Below are 15665 nucleotides of genomic sequence, written 5' to 3'. Positions count from 1 at the left end.
AGTGAATCTAGGACTGACTGAAGCCGAAATAATAAAGAGAACGTCTTATGTACCATGATCTGATTAGAAGTGAATTAAACGAAGCTGCTGAAGTGCTCAACAAATTTTTAAGCGATGACCATAACATTGCGCAAATCGAAGCAGCGGCGAAAATGATTGCTGACTCATTCAAGCAAGATGGTAAAGTACTGTCATGTGGTAACGGTGGTTCTCACTGTGATTCGATGCACTTTGCCGAAGAGTTAACAGGCCGTTACCGAGAAAACCGTCCTGGCTATGCTGGTATTGCTATTTCAGATCCAAGTCACCTTTCTTGCGTGAGTAATGACTTTGGTTATGACTTCGTGTTTTCCCGTTATGTAGAAGCCGTTGGTCGAAAAGGTGACGTACTGTTTGGTCTGTCGACTTCAGGTAACTCTGGTAACATCCTGAAAGCGATTGAAGCGGCGCAAGCGAAAGGCATGAAGACGATTGCGCTAACAGGCAAAGATGGCGGCAAAATGGCAGGGCTTGCCGATATTGAAATCCGCGTGCCACACTTTGGTTATGCGGACCGTATTCAAGAAATTCATATTAAGATTATTCATATCATCATTCAGTTGATTGAAAAAGAGATGGAATAGTCGTTTCACAGCCACCTTTTCGAGCTGTGTTGTTAGGGAGTTTTTTAAATCATGTGTGAATTGCTCGGTATGAGCGCTAATGTTCCGACGGATATTTGTTTCAGTTTTACCGGGCTCATGCAGCGTGGAGGTCGAACTGGCCCACACCGTGACGGATGGGGAATTACCTTCTACGAAGGGAAAGGTTTTCGAACTTTCAAAGATCCCAAGCCAAGTTGTGAGTCGCAAATTGCAGAGTTAGTGCAAAATTATCCCATCAAAAGTCGCGCTGTCGTTAGCCATATCCGACAGGCGAATCGTGGCGGCGTTAATTTAGAAAATACTCACCCTTTTACACGTGAGCTGTGGGGGAGGTATTGGACGTTTGCGCACAACGGTCAGCTCTCAGGCTATCAAGACTTACATACGGGTCGACACCGACCTGTCGGTGAGACAGATAGTGAACTGGCCTTTTGTTGGTTACTGAAGCAAATGGAAGATCGATATCCTGAGCCGCCAAAGGATATGGAATCGGTATTCTTATATGTTGCTAAATGTTGTGATGAGCTAAGAGAGAAGGGTGTATTTAACATGCTTCTGAGTGATGGTGAGTATGTAATGACGTATTGCACCAATCACTTGTATTGGATCACGAGACGCGCACCGTTTGGTAAAGCCGCTTTGCTTGATGAAGATGTGGAAATTAACTTCCAAGAAGAAACAACGCCACACGACATTGTGTCTGTGATCGCGACTCAACCTTTAACGGGCAATGAAGCTTGGCAGCGGATGAAGCCTGGCGAATACGGCTTGTTTCACCTAGGTGAACTTGTGAAAAACAATGCCTCTGAACTGGTGAATGTGCCGTTTGCAGCGGCGAAACCGGGCAATCAGGCGCCAACTGAGCCGTTAGAATAGCAGTTAATTCGGAACAACTCGTAAAGCTCGCTTAATCGCGAGCTTTATTTTTATACGTTTTTTAACCGAATGCGTATACTGGTGAACTCTCATACTTTCTAGGTTCCTAGTCTCGCTAAGGCTTGCCGGAAAGACGTAACTGATAGAAATTTCTCATAAAACACCACGTCATTCTGAACGGTGAGGAACGAACCAGATTCAGAATCTACTTTCCGAGTGTCGTGTTACTCAAGTGGTTATGGGATTTTTTAGAATGTTGGGTTTTAGGTTTCTAGTCTCACTGCGGCTTTCTTGAATCAAGTTTATATGTTTCAAAATAACAAAAGGCAGCTCTCAGGCTGCTCTTTTGTGTTTGGAGTTTGGTATTCAGGACTACTCATCGGAGGCGTAGCCGTGTGCGCCAAGCTCTGCGCCATCTAAATAGGCTTTACCATCCTTCATGATTAAGCGCTCATCTACTAACCACTTAGCCACCATAGGGTAGATTCGGTGTTCCTGAGCCTGAACACGCGCTGCAAGTACACTAGCATTATCGTCTTCGAACACCGGAACTTTTGCTTGCAGTATGACAGGGCCACCATCAAGCTCTTCCGTTACAAAGTGCACACTCGTACCATGTTCTTTGTCGCCAGCATCAGTTGCTCTCTGGTGTGTGTGTAGCCCAGGATATTTTGGTAGAAGAGAAGGGTGGATATTGATCATCTTACCCATGTAATGAGAAACAAACTCGCTGCTCAGAATACGCATGTAGCCCGCCAGAATAATCACGTCTGGTTGGTATTCATCGATTTGACTCATTAGCTCTGCATCAAAGCTTTCACGCGAGTCGAATGCTTTAGGGTCGATAAAGTGACCGTCTACATCAAAGTTTTTTGCACGTTCTAAACCAAAAGCATCGACTTTGTTAGAGAACACGGCTGCTACTCGTGCGTTTGGCATGCTGTCTTCGCAAGCTTCCAAGATAGCTTGCAGGTTACTTCCGTTACCCGAGATGAGGACCACAATGTTTTTTAGGGTATGGTTTTTCATGATGTCGAGAGTGCCTTGGTATTGTAGGTTGGAGTTATGTAGCTTCTAAACTACCTACTAATAGAATGGTTTTTATTGTTCTAGATAGCAAAATGAGGACCTAGTCATCTAGTGTCCTCATTCTTTTTATCTTGTGGGCTCGATTTGCAAATTATTGGATTTCAACTTGCTCTTCATTCGCGTCTGCTTGCGCGATTTGACCAATCACCCACGCGTTTTCACCTTCTTCTTGAAGAAGAGCAACCGCGGCTTCCGCTTGGTCTTTAGGTAGTGCAACGATTAGACCCACACCACAGTTGAACGTACGGTACATTTCGTGTGTGTCGACATTGCCTTTCTCTTGTAGCCACTTGAAGATCACTGGCCATTCCCAGCTGTTACCATCGATAACTGCTTTTGTGCCTTCAGGCAGCACACGTGGGATGTTTTCCCAGAAACCACCACCAGTGATATGAGAAATCGCATGGATGTCGTGTTTCTCAATCATCTTAAGTGCTGATTTGATGTAAATCTTAGTTGGTTCTAGTAGGTGCTCACCGATAGTGCGACCTGCTAGTTCTTCGTTCTTATCTGCACCAGATACTTCTAGTATTTTACGGATAAGGGAGTAACCGTTTGAGTGTGGGCCGCTTGAGCCAACAGCGATAAGTGCATCACCAGCAGCGACTTTCGTGCCGTCGATCACGTCTTCTTTTTCTACTACGCCAACACAGAAACCAGCTACATCGTAGTCTTCGCCTTCATACATGCCAGGCATCTCCGCAGTTTCGCCACCAATTAGGGCGCAACCTGCTTGAACACACCCTTCAGCGATACCTGAAACAACATCCGCTGCGGTATCAACGTCTAGTTTGCCTGTTGCGTAATAATCTAGGAAGAACAGTGGCTCTGCGCCTTGCACGATAAGATCATTTACACACATCGCAACAAGGTCGATGCCGATAGTGTCGTGCTTGTTCATATCCAGTGCTAGGCGAAGCTTAGTACCTACGCCATCAGTACCAGAAACCAGTACAGGTTGTTTGTATTTGGTTGGCAATTCGCATAGCGCGCCAAAACCACCGATACCACCCATAACTTCAGGGCGACGAGTACGTTTTACCGCACCCTTAATACGATCCACAAGCGCGTTGCCTGCATCAATATCTACACCAGCGTCTTTATAGCTAAGAGAAGAGTTGTTACCACTCACAGGGAAGTCCTCGGTATTAAGTTGGATATGAAAACGGCGCTATTCTAACAGTGCTTAAACACAGATAGCAAACGTTTGCTTCTGTTTTTTTCTTTAGTGATTTATCCTGATATCCCTGTAAAAATCATGTATAATCTGAAGGTTTGTTTAAATATTGCCAACTATAGCCGGAGATGGACATGAAAGTTGTTGAAGTAAAGCACCCTCTAGTAAAACATAAAATTGGTCTAATGAGAGAAGGTGACATCAGCACAAAACGTTTTCGTGAGTTAGCGACTGAGGTCGGTAGCCTACTTACTTACGAAGCAACGTCAGACTTTGAAACAGAAAAAGTGACCATTGATGGTTGGAACGGTCCGGTAGAAGTAGACCAAATTAAAGGTAAAAAAGTAACCGTAGTACCAATCCTACGTGCAGGTCTAGGCATGATGGACGGAGTTCTTGAGCACATGCCAAGCGCACGTATCAGTGTTGTTGGTATTTACCGTGATGAAGAAACACTTGAGCCAGTTCCTTACTTCAACAAGCTTGCTTCTAACATCGATGAGCGTATTGCGCTTGTTGTTGACCCAATGCTTGCAACGGGTGGTTCTATGATTGCTACGATTGATCTTCTAAAAGAGAAAGGTTGTAACCAAATCAAAGTGTTGGTACTTGTTGCTGCACCAGAAGGTATTGAAGCGCTAGAAAAAGCACACCCAGATGTGGAGCTATACACTGCGGCAATCGATGAGAAGCTAAATGACAAAGGCTACATCGTACCGGGTCTAGGTGATGCAGGTGATAAGATCTTCGGTACTAAGTAATTCTTTAATGTATTACTACGACTGAACAGAAAAAACAAAGGCTTGGTGAAAACCAAGCCTTTTTTATATCTATAATACGAGAAGAATAAAATGTGCCACTCAGTAAAGCAGCGCAGACGCACTATTTCGCGTTCTCTTCTTCCATTTGTGCGTTATCTACAACGTGGTTTTCACCTAAATCGTTTGGTAGCACAAGGTTAAGAATAATTGCCACGATACCGCATAGGCTCACACCTTGTAGGCTGAACTCGCCAATACCGAAAGCCATACCGCCAATACCAAATACAAGTGTTACGGCAACGATCACTAGGTTGCGAGACTTATGTAAATCAACGTTATTCTTGATCAGTGTGTTGAGGCCTACTGTGGCGATAGAGCCGAACAGCAGAATCATGATACCGCCCATGACAGGTACTGGAATCGTTTGAAGAACCGCGCCTAGCTTACCTACCAATGCAAGTACGATTGCAGTGATCGCAGCCCAAGTCATGATCACAGGGTTAAATGCTTTGGTTAGCATTACCGCTCCTGTAACTTCACTGTAAGTGGTGTTTGGTGGAGCACCCACCATCGAGGCTGCGATAGTTGCCACCCCGTCACCTGCGATTGTGCGATGAAGGCCAGGTTTTTTCAGGTAGTTTTTACCTGTAACGTTTGAGATAGCAAGCATGTCACCTACGTGCTCTACCGCAGGTGCGATAGCGACAGGAATCATGAACAAGATTGCGTTTATGTTGAACTCTGGCGCGGTGAAGTTTGGCATGGCTAGCCAAGCCGCTTGTGTTACAGGAGTGAAATCAACCACCCCGTAGAATAGAGAAACAGAGTAACCAGCAAGAATACCACCAACAATAGGAACGAGCTTCAAGAAGCCTTTTGCAAACACGCTTAGTACAATGGTTGTGAGCAGTGAGACCGCCGAGATGATGATCGCAGCATCACCATTAACAAGCTGTGCAGCACCATCACCGGTTTTACCTACCGCCATGTTCACTGCTGTTGGAGCAAGGCCAAGACCAATCACCATGATCACAGGGCCAACGACAACAGGCGGGAGAATTTTATGGATAAATCCAACACCACGCACTTTGATCATCGCCCCTAGAGCCACATAAACCAGGCCCGCTGCCATTAAGCCGCCCATCGTTGCGCCGATACCCCAAGTTTGGATACCGAACATAATAGGAGCAATAAACGCAAAAGAAGAGGCAAGGAAGATGGGAACAGAACGTTTAGTCATTAATTGGAAGAGGAGAGTACCGACACCGGCACCAAAGAGGGCGACATTTGGATCAAGGCCAGTTAGCAGCGGCACAAGCACCAAAGCACCAAAAGCGACAAAGAGCATTTGAGCGCCTTGTAACGCGTTTTTCATAATAATTCCCTATTTTCAAGATACGCAGACAAATCCGGCGAATACTATCATCCTGCAATCGTTTGCAACGTTGCATGGATCAAACTTTCGATTGAATCTTTCCCATAAATAGCGTTTTTGAGAGTTAGTTGCTTGCAAATTGTCCTCTTTTACGTGTCTTGCGTGAAGGTGAAAAATAGACAGCCTAACTTGTTGAGATAGCTTAATAAGCAATGAGTTTATTATAAAAAATAGCACTGAAGCGCTGGTTGAGGCCCGAGTTAACAAAGCTGGTCATAATACAGACAATTTACTCAGTACTTACCTTGCTCAAGATTTGATAGTTGCTTATTATTCGGGTTCTTGTTCAGAGGATTATAAAAACTATGCGCTATTTAGCTCTCTTACTGATAGGTTGGTTGTCCCTACCAGTATATGCATTAACTCAGGTGGATATCTATCGTGCCGAAGTGGTTATCGACAGTGAGCAGAACGACGGTGAGTCTCTGGCTCGTCAACAAGGTATGCAGGATGTGATTGTTCGAGCGACCGGTTCTCAATCCTCTTTAAGCAATCCAGTGATTAAAAAGGCACTTGGTTCAAGTGCGCGTTACATTTCCCAACTGAGCTATGGGCAGGTTGATGGAAAAGCGAGCTTAAAAATGTTGTTTAACAGCGACCAAATCAGCTCGCTTTTAACACAAGCACAATTGCCATCTTGGTCGCCAAATCGCGCCAATATTTTGGTTTGGATGGTGGAAGAGCAGAGCTACGATCGTAATATTGCTTGGGAGCATTCCGACTCTTCAAACGTTGTAGCACTTCGCAGTGCTGCGAAATCGAGAGGCTTGCCGATCACGATCCCGGTTGGTGATTTTGATGATGTAACTGGTGTTAATGTTTCTGATCTTTGGGGCGGCTTTATTGAGCCCATTGGCCAAGCCAGCCAGCGATACCCAGCGGATGCCGTTTTAGTTGTGCGCGCTCAGGGAGAACAAATTCGCTGGACGTTATACGATCAATCACCAATGAGAATTGTTGAAGCACAACGCTCTCCGCGTAACGGTTCCGCATCAGGCGCTAATGCCATTGCTGAGATGGTTGATGGCATCGCTGACTACTACGCGAGTAAGAGCGCAGTAGTAGTATCTGGAAAATCTTCAAAAGCGTTGGCGGTGAAAGTCCTTAATGTAACGTCTGCCACGGACTTCTTCCGTTTAGAGAATGCGTTAAAACAACTTAATTCGGTTGCGGGTACGGAAATTAAGCGTGTCCAAGGTGATGAGCTGACGCTCAACATCCATCTTTTGGCATCTCAACAAGCTTTTGAGAAAGAAGCTTCTTCTATTTCTCAATTAATGGTTTTTGAAGATCCTTTGGGTGAAGTTGATGCCCCAGCTTTAACTCAAGAAGCAGAGCCAATTGCTCCGATGAATGAAGCTAAAGATACAGCTATGGTAGAAAAAGTGCAGTCTGAAGTGCCTACGGATATCGCGGCGGAAGCAAAGGACGAAACGCAACCAACTCAGCCGATGATTGTGGAGCCTGTCCGAGAACAGTATGACTTGATCTACGAGTGGCGCTCGGCATCGTAATCGCATTGATAGCTTTCCAGGCGTGAAGCGCAAGGATCAAACACCAATGTGGTAAGCGTAAAAAAGAGTCGCAATAGCGACTCTTTTTGTTTTCTAAATTAGTATTCGAACCAATGATCAGTGATTGACTGCGATTGGCGTTATTTATTGAATTTCGCTTTTTCTTCTTTTTCTACTTGAGAGAGGCGTTTCAACTTAAGACCTAGCTCTTTGCCTCTCGCTCTAGCAAACAAAATATTGCCAGCGAAACCGAGTGAAGTCAGGAGCAACTCTACTGCCGCAAGCCAACGTTCTCCGCCATCCACATAAAGGATGGTCAGCGCATGCAAGAAATACAGCATAAGAACAAAGTTAGCCCAAGCATGAGTGTAAGGCTTGCCGGCCAAAATACCAGGCAACGGAAGTAATAGCGGAATACACCAAGCAATAGCAAGTGTTGTGCTGCTGAGGTGAGGGTGAGGGGACAACGCAAGCTGCCAAATAGCGACCCAGGCCAATAAGGCTAAGTTGCCAAATAAAGCCAGGTAACGATAAGTTTTAGCCTGTGTACCGAGTGGTGTTTGGTCTAAAGAGTCAGACATCGATTAACTATCCTTGATTTTACTAACAGACTTTTAGTTTTAACGCTGCAGTTGCCAGCCTTTTGCCTAATTGTTGTGCCAGACGAATCTCTTCACTGCTGAGGGTTGCCTCATGGCCTACACTGCTGGCGCCATACGGAGTGCCTCCGGACTGCGTAGTGTGTAGCTCTGGTTCGGCATAAGGAATGCCCAAAACCATCATCCCGTGATGCAATAAAGGGGTCATCATGCTTTGTAACGTTGTTTCTTGACCACCATGCATCGAAGAGGAAGAGGTAAAGACACAAGCTGGCTTATCGATTAAGTCACCACTGACCCATAAAGATGTAGTCTGATCCCAGAAGTGCTTTAAAGGCGCAGCCATGTTGCCAAACCAGACGGGACTGCCAAACGCTAGACCGTCGCACGTTTTCAGTTCCTCTAGAGTAACAATTGGATCAGAAGGGGAGTGTGAGTGAGGTGACAATTCTTCAACTGTACGCAAAATTGCTTGGCATTGAGGAGTCGATTCGACTCCTCTTGCTATCTGTCTTGCCAGTTGTTTTGTCGAGCCGTGACGGCTGAAATACAAAATAAGGATCTGGCAATCCATTTATAGAATATCCAACACTTGCTCTGGTGGTCGACCAATTTTCGCTTTGCCGTTGGCAACTACCACCGGACGCTCAAATAATTTTGGATTTTTCGCCATTGCTTCGAACAATTGCTCATCGCTAACAGAGTCTTCGCCTAGGCCAAGTTCTTTGTATTCGCTTTCTTTGGTGCGCATCATTTCACGTACAGATGAAAAGCCAAGTTGTGCGTACAGCGCTTTTAGCTCATCTACGTTAAGTGGTGTGTCTAGGTATTTGACGACTTCCGGTGTAACACCATTTTGCTCAAGCAGTTCAAGTGTTTGACGGCTCTTTGAGCAACGAGGGTTGTGATAAATCACGACTGACATGGTTTTCTCCATTTCGTTATTGTAATGCCATGAATCGATCTCTTTGGATCATGAGTTGGTCAATACGGGCATCGTATCGAGCTTGCTCTAAGCTGCCCAACTTGGCCATTTTACTTGCTTCACTATAATATTGAATCGCTTTATTCCAGTTTGCTCGCAACGCCAAAATTTCCGCTCGCGCAGCCAACTCTTCATCACTACGTCCTAGCGCGTGGTAGCTCTTCGATATTAGGTGCCAGCCATTTGTATCTTCAGGATAATCATGAGTGTATCTTTGAAGAACTCGCGTGGCTTGATCGTTTTTATTGTCCTCAAGTAGCGCATTGGCATAGTTAATGGTCAATACTTTATTTTGAGGGTTCCGAGATAACGCTTTACGGAGCATCTCGGTTGCTTTTTCTGGCTGCTTCTTCTCGATATATAAATCCGTCATAGCATCCAGGTAGAACGGGTTACTTGGGTCCTGCTCCAGCAACTTTTTCAAAATAGGTTCCGCTTGAGACAAGCGTTTGCTGTCTAAATGTATGAGTGCTCGCCCATAGTCAAAAGCAGGTGTGATGTCCGCAGAGGCTTTCTTTTGAGTTCGCTCAAACCAGCCTAAAGCAGCTTGTCCGTCAATGCCGGCGTACCGCGCAACAATGCGCGCACGCGCTAGGTGATAGTCTATTGAAGGCACAACTCGCATTGGTGGATAGGTCCTTGCTCGCGCACGGCTATCGGTAATTCGATCTTCAGGTAGTGGGTGAGTCAGTAGCATTGGCGGCGGTTTACTCGCATAACGATATTCATCTGCAAGACGGCCAAAAAAACGTGGCATTGCTTGAACATCAAAACCAGCTTTTGCCAGTGTTGAAATACCAAAGCGATCCGCTTCTTTTTCATTCGCGCGAGTGTAGTTGATTTGGCTTTGCATGTTACCTGCGGTTGCCGCCGTAATTGCAGCCATCCCCGCTTCTGGTGAGGCAATCGAAAGCAGTAATGCGCCAGCGAGTGCAGCTAATGTGGCCGGAGAGCGACGTGCTTGCTCTTCCATGCTGCGCGCAAGGTGGCGTTGTGTGACGTGCGCAATCTCGTGAGCAACAACAGAGGCTAACTCGCTTTCTGAACGTGCATGAAGAAACAACCCAGAGTGCAACGCTACGTAACCACCAAAAAACGCGAACGCGTTAATATTGCGGTCGCGAATCATAAAGAAGTGAAACGGCGTTTTTACATCGTTCGCATTGGCTACTAATCTGTGCCCGAGAGCGTCAATATACTCATTGATAACAGGATCATTAACGATAGGTTTACTGGCTCTGAGCATACGCATATAGGCGTCGCCGTAAATCAACTCTTGGTCTATTGAGAGCGTGCCACCAGCAGCCGTGCCAATGTCTGGCAAGTCAATGCTATTGGCATAAGTTGTCGGCGAACTGATTGCAGCTGCAAGACATAAGCAAACTAGCGAGCGAGTGCGTTTTAACATACGTTTAAAAGGTTCTCCAAAATACATAAGCATGTGGTTAGAGGCTGAGAACCTCTCAACAGCGCCACATGCGTTTTGGTTATCCGCGAGGATATAAGCTAGCAATAAGACCGGAAATAAATGAATTGGTTTCGTAAATTATTTTATATCCGAGTCATTTCAGCATGTGGTTAAATCATGTCAGAAGTGCTAGCACCAGCTCAAAAAGCCGTTACAATACAACCCTATCATAAGTGCAGAGCAATACAATGGAATCCATGTTACTTGATTTGCGTGAACAACGTTGCCCTATGGCACTGTTACTTGCAAAGCGTCACGCTGCTGAAGTCTTTCAAGGAGAAACGCAGCAGTATCATCAACTTGTTATTCAAGTGGTGGATAACAGCTCTAAACGAGACATTGTGAACTATCTCAGTGCCCAAGGGTACTTAGTGGATTGCCAATCTACATCAGAGCACTACACATTGACTGTATTCAATAAGGAATCCGCATAGATGTTTGAAATGGTTAGTCGTTGGTATAAACGACGTTTCTCAGACCCTCATGCAGTAAGTCTCGTCGCGATCTTGCTGTTTGGTTTTATCACCATTTACTTCTTTGGGCATTTGATTGCGCCATTGCTTGTCGCGATCGTTTTGGCTTATTTACTTGAATGGCCAGTCGTAAAAATGTGTCGCATGGGCGTGCCGCGCACTTTGTCGGTCATCATCGTGATCTTAATGTTCGTCGGATTGATGTTGATCGCTTTGTTTGGTTTGGTTCCGACGATTTGGACTCAGGTCGGTAATCTAATTAACGATATTCCAAACATGTACAACGGGTTACAAAAGTTTATTGTCACGCTACCAGAACGTCATCCTGAGTTAGCAAACTTAGAAATTGTAGAAACCGTGGTGACAAATGCCAAAAACCAAGCGTTGGGACTTGGTGAGAGTGTAGTAAAAGGTTCACTTGCTTCATTAGTTAGTATTGCGACGCTAGCGGTATACCTGATTTTAGTGCCACTACTTATCTTCTTCTTACTGAAAGACAAAGAAGAGATGCTAAGAATCGCGAGTGGTGTTTTGCCGAAAAACCGTAAATTGGCGAATAAAGTTTGGCATGAAATGAACGAGCAGATATCAAATTACATTCGCGGTAAAGTGTTAGAGATTTTAATCGTGGGTGGTGTGAGTTACGTGACTTTTGCCATTTTAGATCTTCGCTATTCGGCGCTGCTTGCCGTAGCTGTCGGTTTATCGGTGTTAATTCCTTATATCGGCGCGGCAGCTGTAACTGTGCCTGTCGCCATCGTTGGTCTGTTCCAATGGGGTCTTGCGCCTCCGTTTTATTGGTTGCTGCTTGCTTACGGTATTATCCAAGCGCTGGATGGTAATGTGTTGGTTCCTGTTCTGTTTTCCGAGGCGGTAAATCTACACCCCGTTGCCATCATTGTGGCAGTGTTAGTCTTCGGTGGCTTGTGGGGTTTTTGGGGCGTATTCTTCGCCATTCCGTTGGCGACACTAGTTAAAGCCGTATGGCATGCCTTACCAAGTACGGAAGAAAACGAACCAGTCGAACAAGAGTAGGCGTTACCAAAGTACAATGCTCAAAAGAAAGCCCAGCAGTTTGCTGGGCTTTTTGTTATTTGAGAACGGATCGCGCTTATGCGTTTTCGTTCAGGTAATTTAATACGACTTCGTGGTGATCTTTGGTTTTGAACTTGTTGAACACGTGTTCAATTACGCCTTCTTCATTGATCAGGAAGCTAATGCGGTGAAGACCATCGTATACTTTACCCATGAATTTCTTTTCGCCCCAAACGCCGAACTGGTCTGCAACGGCATGATCTTCATCAGAAAGCAGAGTGAAGTTTAAATCATCGCGCTCGATGAACTTGCCTAGGCGCTTTACAGGGTCGATGCTTACGCCGAGTACCACCACGTTATGTGCATCGAGTTCAGCTTTGATGTCACGAAGGCCTTTTGCTTGTGTAGTACAACCCGGCGTCATCGCCTTAGGGTAAAAGTAGAAAAGTACTTTCTTGCCTTTAAAGTCTTCAAGAGAAACGGTATTTCCGTCTTGGTCGAGCAAAGAGAAGGCTGGCGCTGGCGAGCCTGCTGTCAGCGTATTCATTTTGATTTCCTTTACTTTATAGTGTGTTTTTAATGAAATTCAGAGAACCTTGTACGTTGAGCGACTGACAAAGTTCATCGAAATCTTCTTGTAATTGCATTAAGTTACAATCCGCACTTACTGATGCGGTAATCGCAATGTGGAATTGGTCGGCATCAAGTTGAATTTTCGACTTACTGATAGTTTGGGCACTAAGAGAGTCCAAACCAATCTGTTGATCCGCGAAGAACTTAGTAAACTTTTCAGTCAGACCTGGGCGGTCTTCAGACTCAATAAACACTTCCATTGTGTAGCTGTTGTCGAGCAATTCGTGCGCCGACGTACGCTTCATAATCGTAATCAGGTCATGCTCTTGGCCAAGTAGGGGCAATTGCGTTTCTACTCGAGTCACACTGCTGGCGTTCCCAGTTAGGAGCATGATCAGCGTAAATTCACTTCCAAAGATAGCGATACGGCTATCGACTATGTTACAACCGGCTTGAGTAACGAGGTGTACGACTTGGTTACAAATGCCTGGACGGTCCGTTCCAACTGCTGTAAGTACCAGATGTTGCTTCATAAATGAACTTCTTGTCCTTTCTTCAATAGAGAGATGTTAGCACATATATTGCGGAGAAATATCGAGTCAGTTCTTTTTTAGTTTACAAAAAAGCAGGTTGGCTCTTGAGGTGAACGATTGGGGGCAAGCAGTAAACGAGGGAGTCGGGGGAATAAAACGTTTGCATGATGTGCTTGCGTATTGTTTGGTCTTTTTATTCACTCAGGTCTGACTTGGTGAGCGCAACCCAAGAGTATATTTTCCTGGCTTGTGCACTTCAGTATTTTCCAAATCACTGATAGATTCTAAAGTCACTCGAAAGCCCAACACGATTATCAATATTGCCGCTAATCAAACCAAATAGAGCAATTAAGTTGCTAGACCTCTAACAACTGATAATTATTCATTCATTTGTACTTTGTAAGCGAGTTTACGCTCTTGTGTTTTTCAATCGCATTACAGTACCATGCAGAAAGAGTTAAATGAGGGAGATAAACATGTTTTCAGGAAGTATCGTAGCGCTGATTACGCCATTCAAAGCAGATGGCGAAGTAGACTTTGACAGTCTGCAAAAGCTAGTAGAGTACCACGTTGAAGCGGGTACAGACGGTATTGTGGCAGTAGGCACAACAGGTGAGTCAGCGACACTGACCATTGAAGAGCATGTAAAGGTCGTTAATAAAACTGTTGAGTTTGCCGACGGTCGCATCCCTGTGATTGCTGGCACGGGTGCAAATGCAACCCACGAGGCAGTAACATTTAGCAAATTACTGGCTGATTCTGGTATTGCTGGCTTCCTGAGTGTGACACCGTATTACAACAAACCAACTCAAGAAGGTTTGTTCTTGCACTACAAGGCAATTGCTGAAGCGAGTGATGTGCCTCTAATTTTATACAACGTACCAGGCCGTACTGCTGTTGATATGCAGCCAGAAACAGTGGCACGCTTGTCAAAGCTTGATAATATCGTGGCTTTAAAAGATGCAACGGGCGATTTGGACCGAATTGCAATTCACCGTGAACTTTGTGGCGAAGATTTTATCTTACTAAGTGGCGATGATGCGACGGGTCTCGATTTTGTGAAACTTGGCGGCAATGGTGTTATCTCGGTAACGAACAATATTGCAGCTAAAGACATGGCAGACATGTTCCATTTGGCAAGTGAAGGTAAGTATGAAGAAGCAGAGGCGATTAACCAACGCTTGATGACTCTACACAAAAACCTTTTCATTGAAGCAAGCCCTATCCCTGTAAAATGGGCAGCGCAAAAGCTTGGTTTAATTGAAGAAGGTGGTTTGCGTCTTCCTTTAACCACACTTTCTGAAAAATCGCAGCCGATCGTTGAACAGGCGTTAACCGACGCCGGTATTTATTAAAATTGAGCTATTAAGATTGAGTTACTAGGATTGAAGTTCATACTGGGGGCCAAAGCGCCCTCGGTGTTTTAGGAGTATAGATGAAGCTTTCAAGCCAGTTAGTGTTAAGTTCATTAGCTGTATTCGTATTGACTGCCTGTTCAGGTGGTGCCAATCAACGTCGTCAAGCAAAAGATGACTTCGAGTATTTGAACTCCCCCAATTTGGGTGAGTGGAATGTCCCACAGGGTGCACAGCCTCAGTTTTACCCTAACTATGAGATCCCTCAGGGTAACTATGCTGGTGGTGTAGGTAAAAATGTCGACATTCGTCCACCTCAACAAGTCCTAGAGCTTATTCCTGGTGCACGTCTGGACCGCAGTAGTGATGGTGAAGTGACACTTTGGCTACTTCGTAAAGATGAACTAGACAAGGTTTGGCAAACGGTACAAAACATGGTCGCGGCCAACGAGATTCCAGTTGAAAGCCAAACAGATTCTCGCATCGAGACAGGTTGGGTGACGTGGGATTCGCCAGACGAAGAGCTGGAAATTGGTAGCCGATATGAGATCGTACGTGCTGAAGCAAATGGTCGACACGGCTTTAAAGTGAGTCTTATTGACTGGCGTGAAGGCAATCAAGTGAAAGAAGTAACGGCGACCAACCGTGAGCGCTACAATGTGTTCATGACGAACTTGGTAACCGCTCGCTACGATCAAGAAGTACGTGAAGAAGCACAACGTAAAGCGCAAGAGTTGGTTAAACAGATCCCAATTACAATGGGTAAAGACCGCAGCGGGCTTCCTGTGATTGTCGCGCGTGCGCAATACAACATGCTTTGGCAACGTCTGCCTAATATTCTACCTAAGATGGGCTTTAAGATTGAAGAGCGTAGCCAGTCTCAGGGCACAATCACTGCGAAATATGCGTCTCCGGATGATGAATTCTGGAACGATATCGGCGTTAAACCAGTGGAGTTAGATGCTGGTAAGTACACATTCTTACTTGGTGATTTAGGCAACCGTACATCTATCAATATTACGGATTCCTCTGGTAAGCCAGTAGAAGAAGAGTTTTTGAAATCACTAGCGCCTGTATTGGCTGCGACGGTGAAGCAGTAACCAAAGCGAACTTAACGCGAGACGTTTACACAATAATTGAAAAGGGAC

General features: G+C 45.2%; 17 protein-coding genes. 8 read left to right on the top strand and 9 right to left on the bottom strand.

Annotated features, from left to right (window positions below):
• The first annotated feature begins 47 nt into the window (after positions 1 to 47).
• Both lpcA and F7Y48_RS06615 read left to right on the top strand, forming a co-directional pair.
• Entirely contained in the window at positions 48 to 623 is a 576-nt protein-coding gene (lpcA, locus tag F7Y48_RS06620) for a D-sedoheptulose 7-phosphate isomerase (RefSeq protein ID WP_005380392.1), read from the top strand.
• A 51-nt stretch (positions 624 to 674) separates the two neighbouring features.
• The gene (locus F7Y48_RS06615; protein ID WP_006741678.1) at positions 675 to 1520 is read left to right on the top strand and encodes a class II glutamine amidotransferase; all 846 of its coding nucleotides are present in this window, start codon (positions 675 to 677) and stop codon (positions 1518 to 1520) included.
• A 372-nt stretch (positions 1521 to 1892) separates the two neighbouring features.
• Here the strand turns inward: F7Y48_RS06615 and purN are convergent, their stop codons facing one another.
• On the bottom strand, positions 1893 to 2549 hold the full coding sequence (gene purN / locus F7Y48_RS06610; RefSeq protein WP_316682633.1) for a phosphoribosylglycinamide formyltransferase: 657 nt from the start codon (positions 2547 to 2549) through the stop codon (positions 1893 to 1895).
• Between the two features lie 151 nt (positions 2550 to 2700).
• Positions 2701 to 3741 carry a phosphoribosylformylglycinamidine cyclo-ligase gene (gene purM, locus F7Y48_RS06605; protein WP_167426324.1) on the bottom strand — a complete coding sequence of 347 codons (1041 nt, stop codon included), beginning with the start codon at positions 3739 to 3741 and terminating at the stop codon, positions 2701 to 2703.
• A 179-nt stretch (positions 3742 to 3920) separates the two neighbouring features.
• Between purM and upp the strand changes: the two genes are divergently transcribed.
• Complete coding sequence (upp, locus tag F7Y48_RS06600) at positions 3921 to 4547, top strand: uracil phosphoribosyltransferase (RefSeq protein WP_041852906.1); 627 nt, start codon at positions 3921 to 3923, stop codon at positions 4545 to 4547.
• Between the two features lie 121 nt (positions 4548 to 4668).
• Here upp and F7Y48_RS06595 read toward each other — a convergent pair whose 3' ends face one another.
• A complete protein-coding gene (locus F7Y48_RS06595) occupies positions 4669 to 5922 on the bottom strand; it encodes a uracil-xanthine permease family protein (protein ID WP_047008859.1) in 1254 nt (417 codons plus the stop codon).
• Between the two features lie 365 nt (positions 5923 to 6287).
• Here F7Y48_RS06595 and F7Y48_RS06590 point away from each other — a divergent pair, with 365 nt between their 5' ends.
• The gene (locus F7Y48_RS06590; protein ID WP_316682630.1) at positions 6288 to 7496 is read left to right on the top strand and encodes a DUF2066 domain-containing protein; all 1209 of its coding nucleotides are present in this window, start codon (positions 6288 to 6290) and stop codon (positions 7494 to 7496) included.
• A gap of 140 nt (positions 7497 to 7636) precedes the next feature.
• Here F7Y48_RS06590 and F7Y48_RS06585 read toward each other — a convergent pair whose 3' ends face one another.
• The 4 genes from F7Y48_RS06585 to F7Y48_RS06570 are packed head-to-tail and all read right to left on the bottom strand — an operon-like array spanning position 7637 to position 10488.
• Positions 7637 to 8077, bottom strand: a complete 441-nt coding sequence (locus F7Y48_RS06585) for a DUF2069 domain-containing protein (protein ID WP_012841511.1) — start codon at positions 8075 to 8077, stop codon at positions 7637 to 7639.
• Positions 8078 to 8099: 22 nt separating this feature from the next.
• Positions 8100 to 8669 (bottom strand): NAD(P)H:quinone oxidoreductase, encoded by a 570-nt coding sequence (gene wrbA, locus F7Y48_RS06580; RefSeq protein WP_012841512.1) that lies wholly within the window; start codon positions 8667 to 8669, stop codon positions 8100 to 8102.
• Positions 8670 to 9020, bottom strand: a complete 351-nt coding sequence (arsC, locus tag F7Y48_RS06575) for an arsenate reductase (glutaredoxin) (protein WP_005380410.1) — start codon at positions 9018 to 9020, stop codon at positions 8670 to 8672.
• Between the two features lie 16 nt (positions 9021 to 9036).
• Positions 9037 to 10488 (bottom strand): tetratricopeptide repeat protein, encoded by a 1452-nt coding sequence (locus tag F7Y48_RS06570; protein WP_258506787.1) that lies wholly within the window; start codon positions 10486 to 10488, stop codon positions 9037 to 9039.
• A 257-nt stretch (positions 10489 to 10745) separates the two neighbouring features.
• Between F7Y48_RS06570 and F7Y48_RS06565 the strand changes: the two genes are divergently transcribed.
• Positions 10746 to 10982, top strand: a complete 237-nt coding sequence (locus F7Y48_RS06565) for a sulfurtransferase TusA family protein (RefSeq protein WP_085342900.1) — start codon at positions 10746 to 10748, stop codon at positions 10980 to 10982.
• Complete coding sequence (locus tag F7Y48_RS06560) at positions 10983 to 12056, top strand: AI-2E family transporter (protein ID WP_006741685.1); 1074 nt, start codon at positions 10983 to 10985, stop codon at positions 12054 to 12056.
• A gap of 76 nt (positions 12057 to 12132) precedes the next feature.
• Here the strand turns inward: F7Y48_RS06560 and bcp are convergent, their stop codons facing one another.
• Together bcp and F7Y48_RS06550 are read right to left on the bottom strand one after the other, a co-directional pair.
• On the bottom strand, positions 12133 to 12603 hold the full coding sequence (bcp, locus tag F7Y48_RS06555) for a thioredoxin-dependent thiol peroxidase (RefSeq protein ID WP_005380418.1): 471 nt from the start codon (positions 12601 to 12603) through the stop codon (positions 12133 to 12135).
• Between the two features lie 16 nt (positions 12604 to 12619).
• Positions 12620 to 13162 (bottom strand): glycine cleavage system protein R, encoded by a 543-nt coding sequence (locus F7Y48_RS06550; RefSeq protein WP_012841515.1) that lies wholly within the window; start codon positions 13160 to 13162, stop codon positions 12620 to 12622.
• Between the two features lie 476 nt (positions 13163 to 13638).
• On the opposite strand from F7Y48_RS06550, the gene dapA reads away from it, so the two are divergent.
• Together dapA and bamC are read left to right on the top strand one after the other, a co-directional pair.
• Positions 13639 to 14517: a 4-hydroxy-tetrahydrodipicolinate synthase gene (gene dapA / locus F7Y48_RS06545; protein ID WP_012841516.1), complete on the top strand. Its 879-nt coding sequence runs from the start codon at positions 13639 to 13641 to the stop codon at positions 14515 to 14517.
• 80 nt (positions 14518 to 14597) lie between these two features.
• Positions 14598 to 15617 carry an outer membrane protein assembly factor BamC gene (gene bamC, locus F7Y48_RS06540; RefSeq protein WP_253643897.1) on the top strand — a complete coding sequence of 340 codons (1020 nt, stop codon included), beginning with the start codon at positions 14598 to 14600 and terminating at the stop codon, positions 15615 to 15617.
• Positions 15618 to 15665: the final 48 nt, after the last annotated feature.

This window comes from Vibrio sp. 2-1-2a (assembly GCF_032648565.1).
Lineage (GTDB): Bacteria > Pseudomonadota > Gammaproteobacteria > Enterobacterales > Vibrionaceae > Vibrio > Vibrio diabolicus.
This window is presented reverse-complemented; position numbering and strand designations above follow the sequence as displayed.

What these genes read in the sequence shown, in the direction of transcription:
- F7Y48_RS06585 (WP_012841511.1), bottom strand. Translation starts at nt 8,077, where the DNA reads ATGTCTGACTCTTTAGACCAAACACCACTCGGTACACAGGCTAAAACT.
- F7Y48_RS06570 (WP_258506787.1), bottom strand. Translation starts at nt 10,488, where the DNA reads ATGTTAAAACGCACTCGCTCGCTAGTTTGCTTATGTCTTGCAGCTGCA.
- lpcA (WP_005380392.1), top strand. Translation starts at nt 48, where the DNA reads ATGTACCATGATCTGATTAGAAGTGAATTAAACGAAGCTGCTGAAGTG.
- F7Y48_RS06565 (WP_085342900.1), top strand. Translation starts at nt 10,746, where the DNA reads ATGTTACTTGATTTGCGTGAACAACGTTGCCCTATGGCACTGTTACTT.
- purN (WP_316682633.1), bottom strand. Translation starts at nt 2,549, where the DNA reads ATGAAAAACCATACCCTAAAAAACATTGTGGTCCTCATCTCGGGTAAC.
- bcp (WP_005380418.1), bottom strand. Translation starts at nt 12,603, where the DNA reads ATGAATACGCTGACAGCAGGCTCGCCAGCGCCAGCCTTCTCTTTGCTC.
- wrbA (WP_012841512.1), bottom strand. Translation starts at nt 8,669, where the DNA reads ATGGATTGCCAGATCCTTATTTTGTATTTCAGCCGTCACGGCTCGACA.
- dapA (WP_012841516.1), top strand. Translation starts at nt 13,639, where the DNA reads ATGTTTTCAGGAAGTATCGTAGCGCTGATTACGCCATTCAAAGCAGAT.
- F7Y48_RS06550 (WP_012841515.1), bottom strand. Translation starts at nt 13,162, where the DNA reads ATGAAGCAACATCTGGTACTTACAGCAGTTGGAACGGACCGTCCAGGC.
- F7Y48_RS06615 (WP_006741678.1), top strand. Translation starts at nt 675, where the DNA reads ATGTGTGAATTGCTCGGTATGAGCGCTAATGTTCCGACGGATATTTGT.
- upp (WP_041852906.1), top strand. Translation starts at nt 3,921, where the DNA reads ATGAAAGTTGTTGAAGTAAAGCACCCTCTAGTAAAACATAAAATTGGT.
- F7Y48_RS06590 (WP_316682630.1), top strand. Translation starts at nt 6,288, where the DNA reads ATGCGCTATTTAGCTCTCTTACTGATAGGTTGGTTGTCCCTACCAGTA.
- arsC (WP_005380410.1), bottom strand. Translation starts at nt 9,020, where the DNA reads ATGTCAGTCGTGATTTATCACAACCCTCGTTGCTCAAAGAGCCGTCAA.
- bamC (WP_253643897.1), top strand. Translation starts at nt 14,598, where the DNA reads ATGAAGCTTTCAAGCCAGTTAGTGTTAAGTTCATTAGCTGTATTCGTA.
- F7Y48_RS06560 (WP_006741685.1), top strand. Translation starts at nt 10,983, where the DNA reads ATGTTTGAAATGGTTAGTCGTTGGTATAAACGACGTTTCTCAGACCCT.
- F7Y48_RS06595 (WP_047008859.1), bottom strand. Translation starts at nt 5,922, where the DNA reads ATGAAAAACGCGTTACAAGGCGCTCAAATGCTCTTTGTCGCTTTTGGT.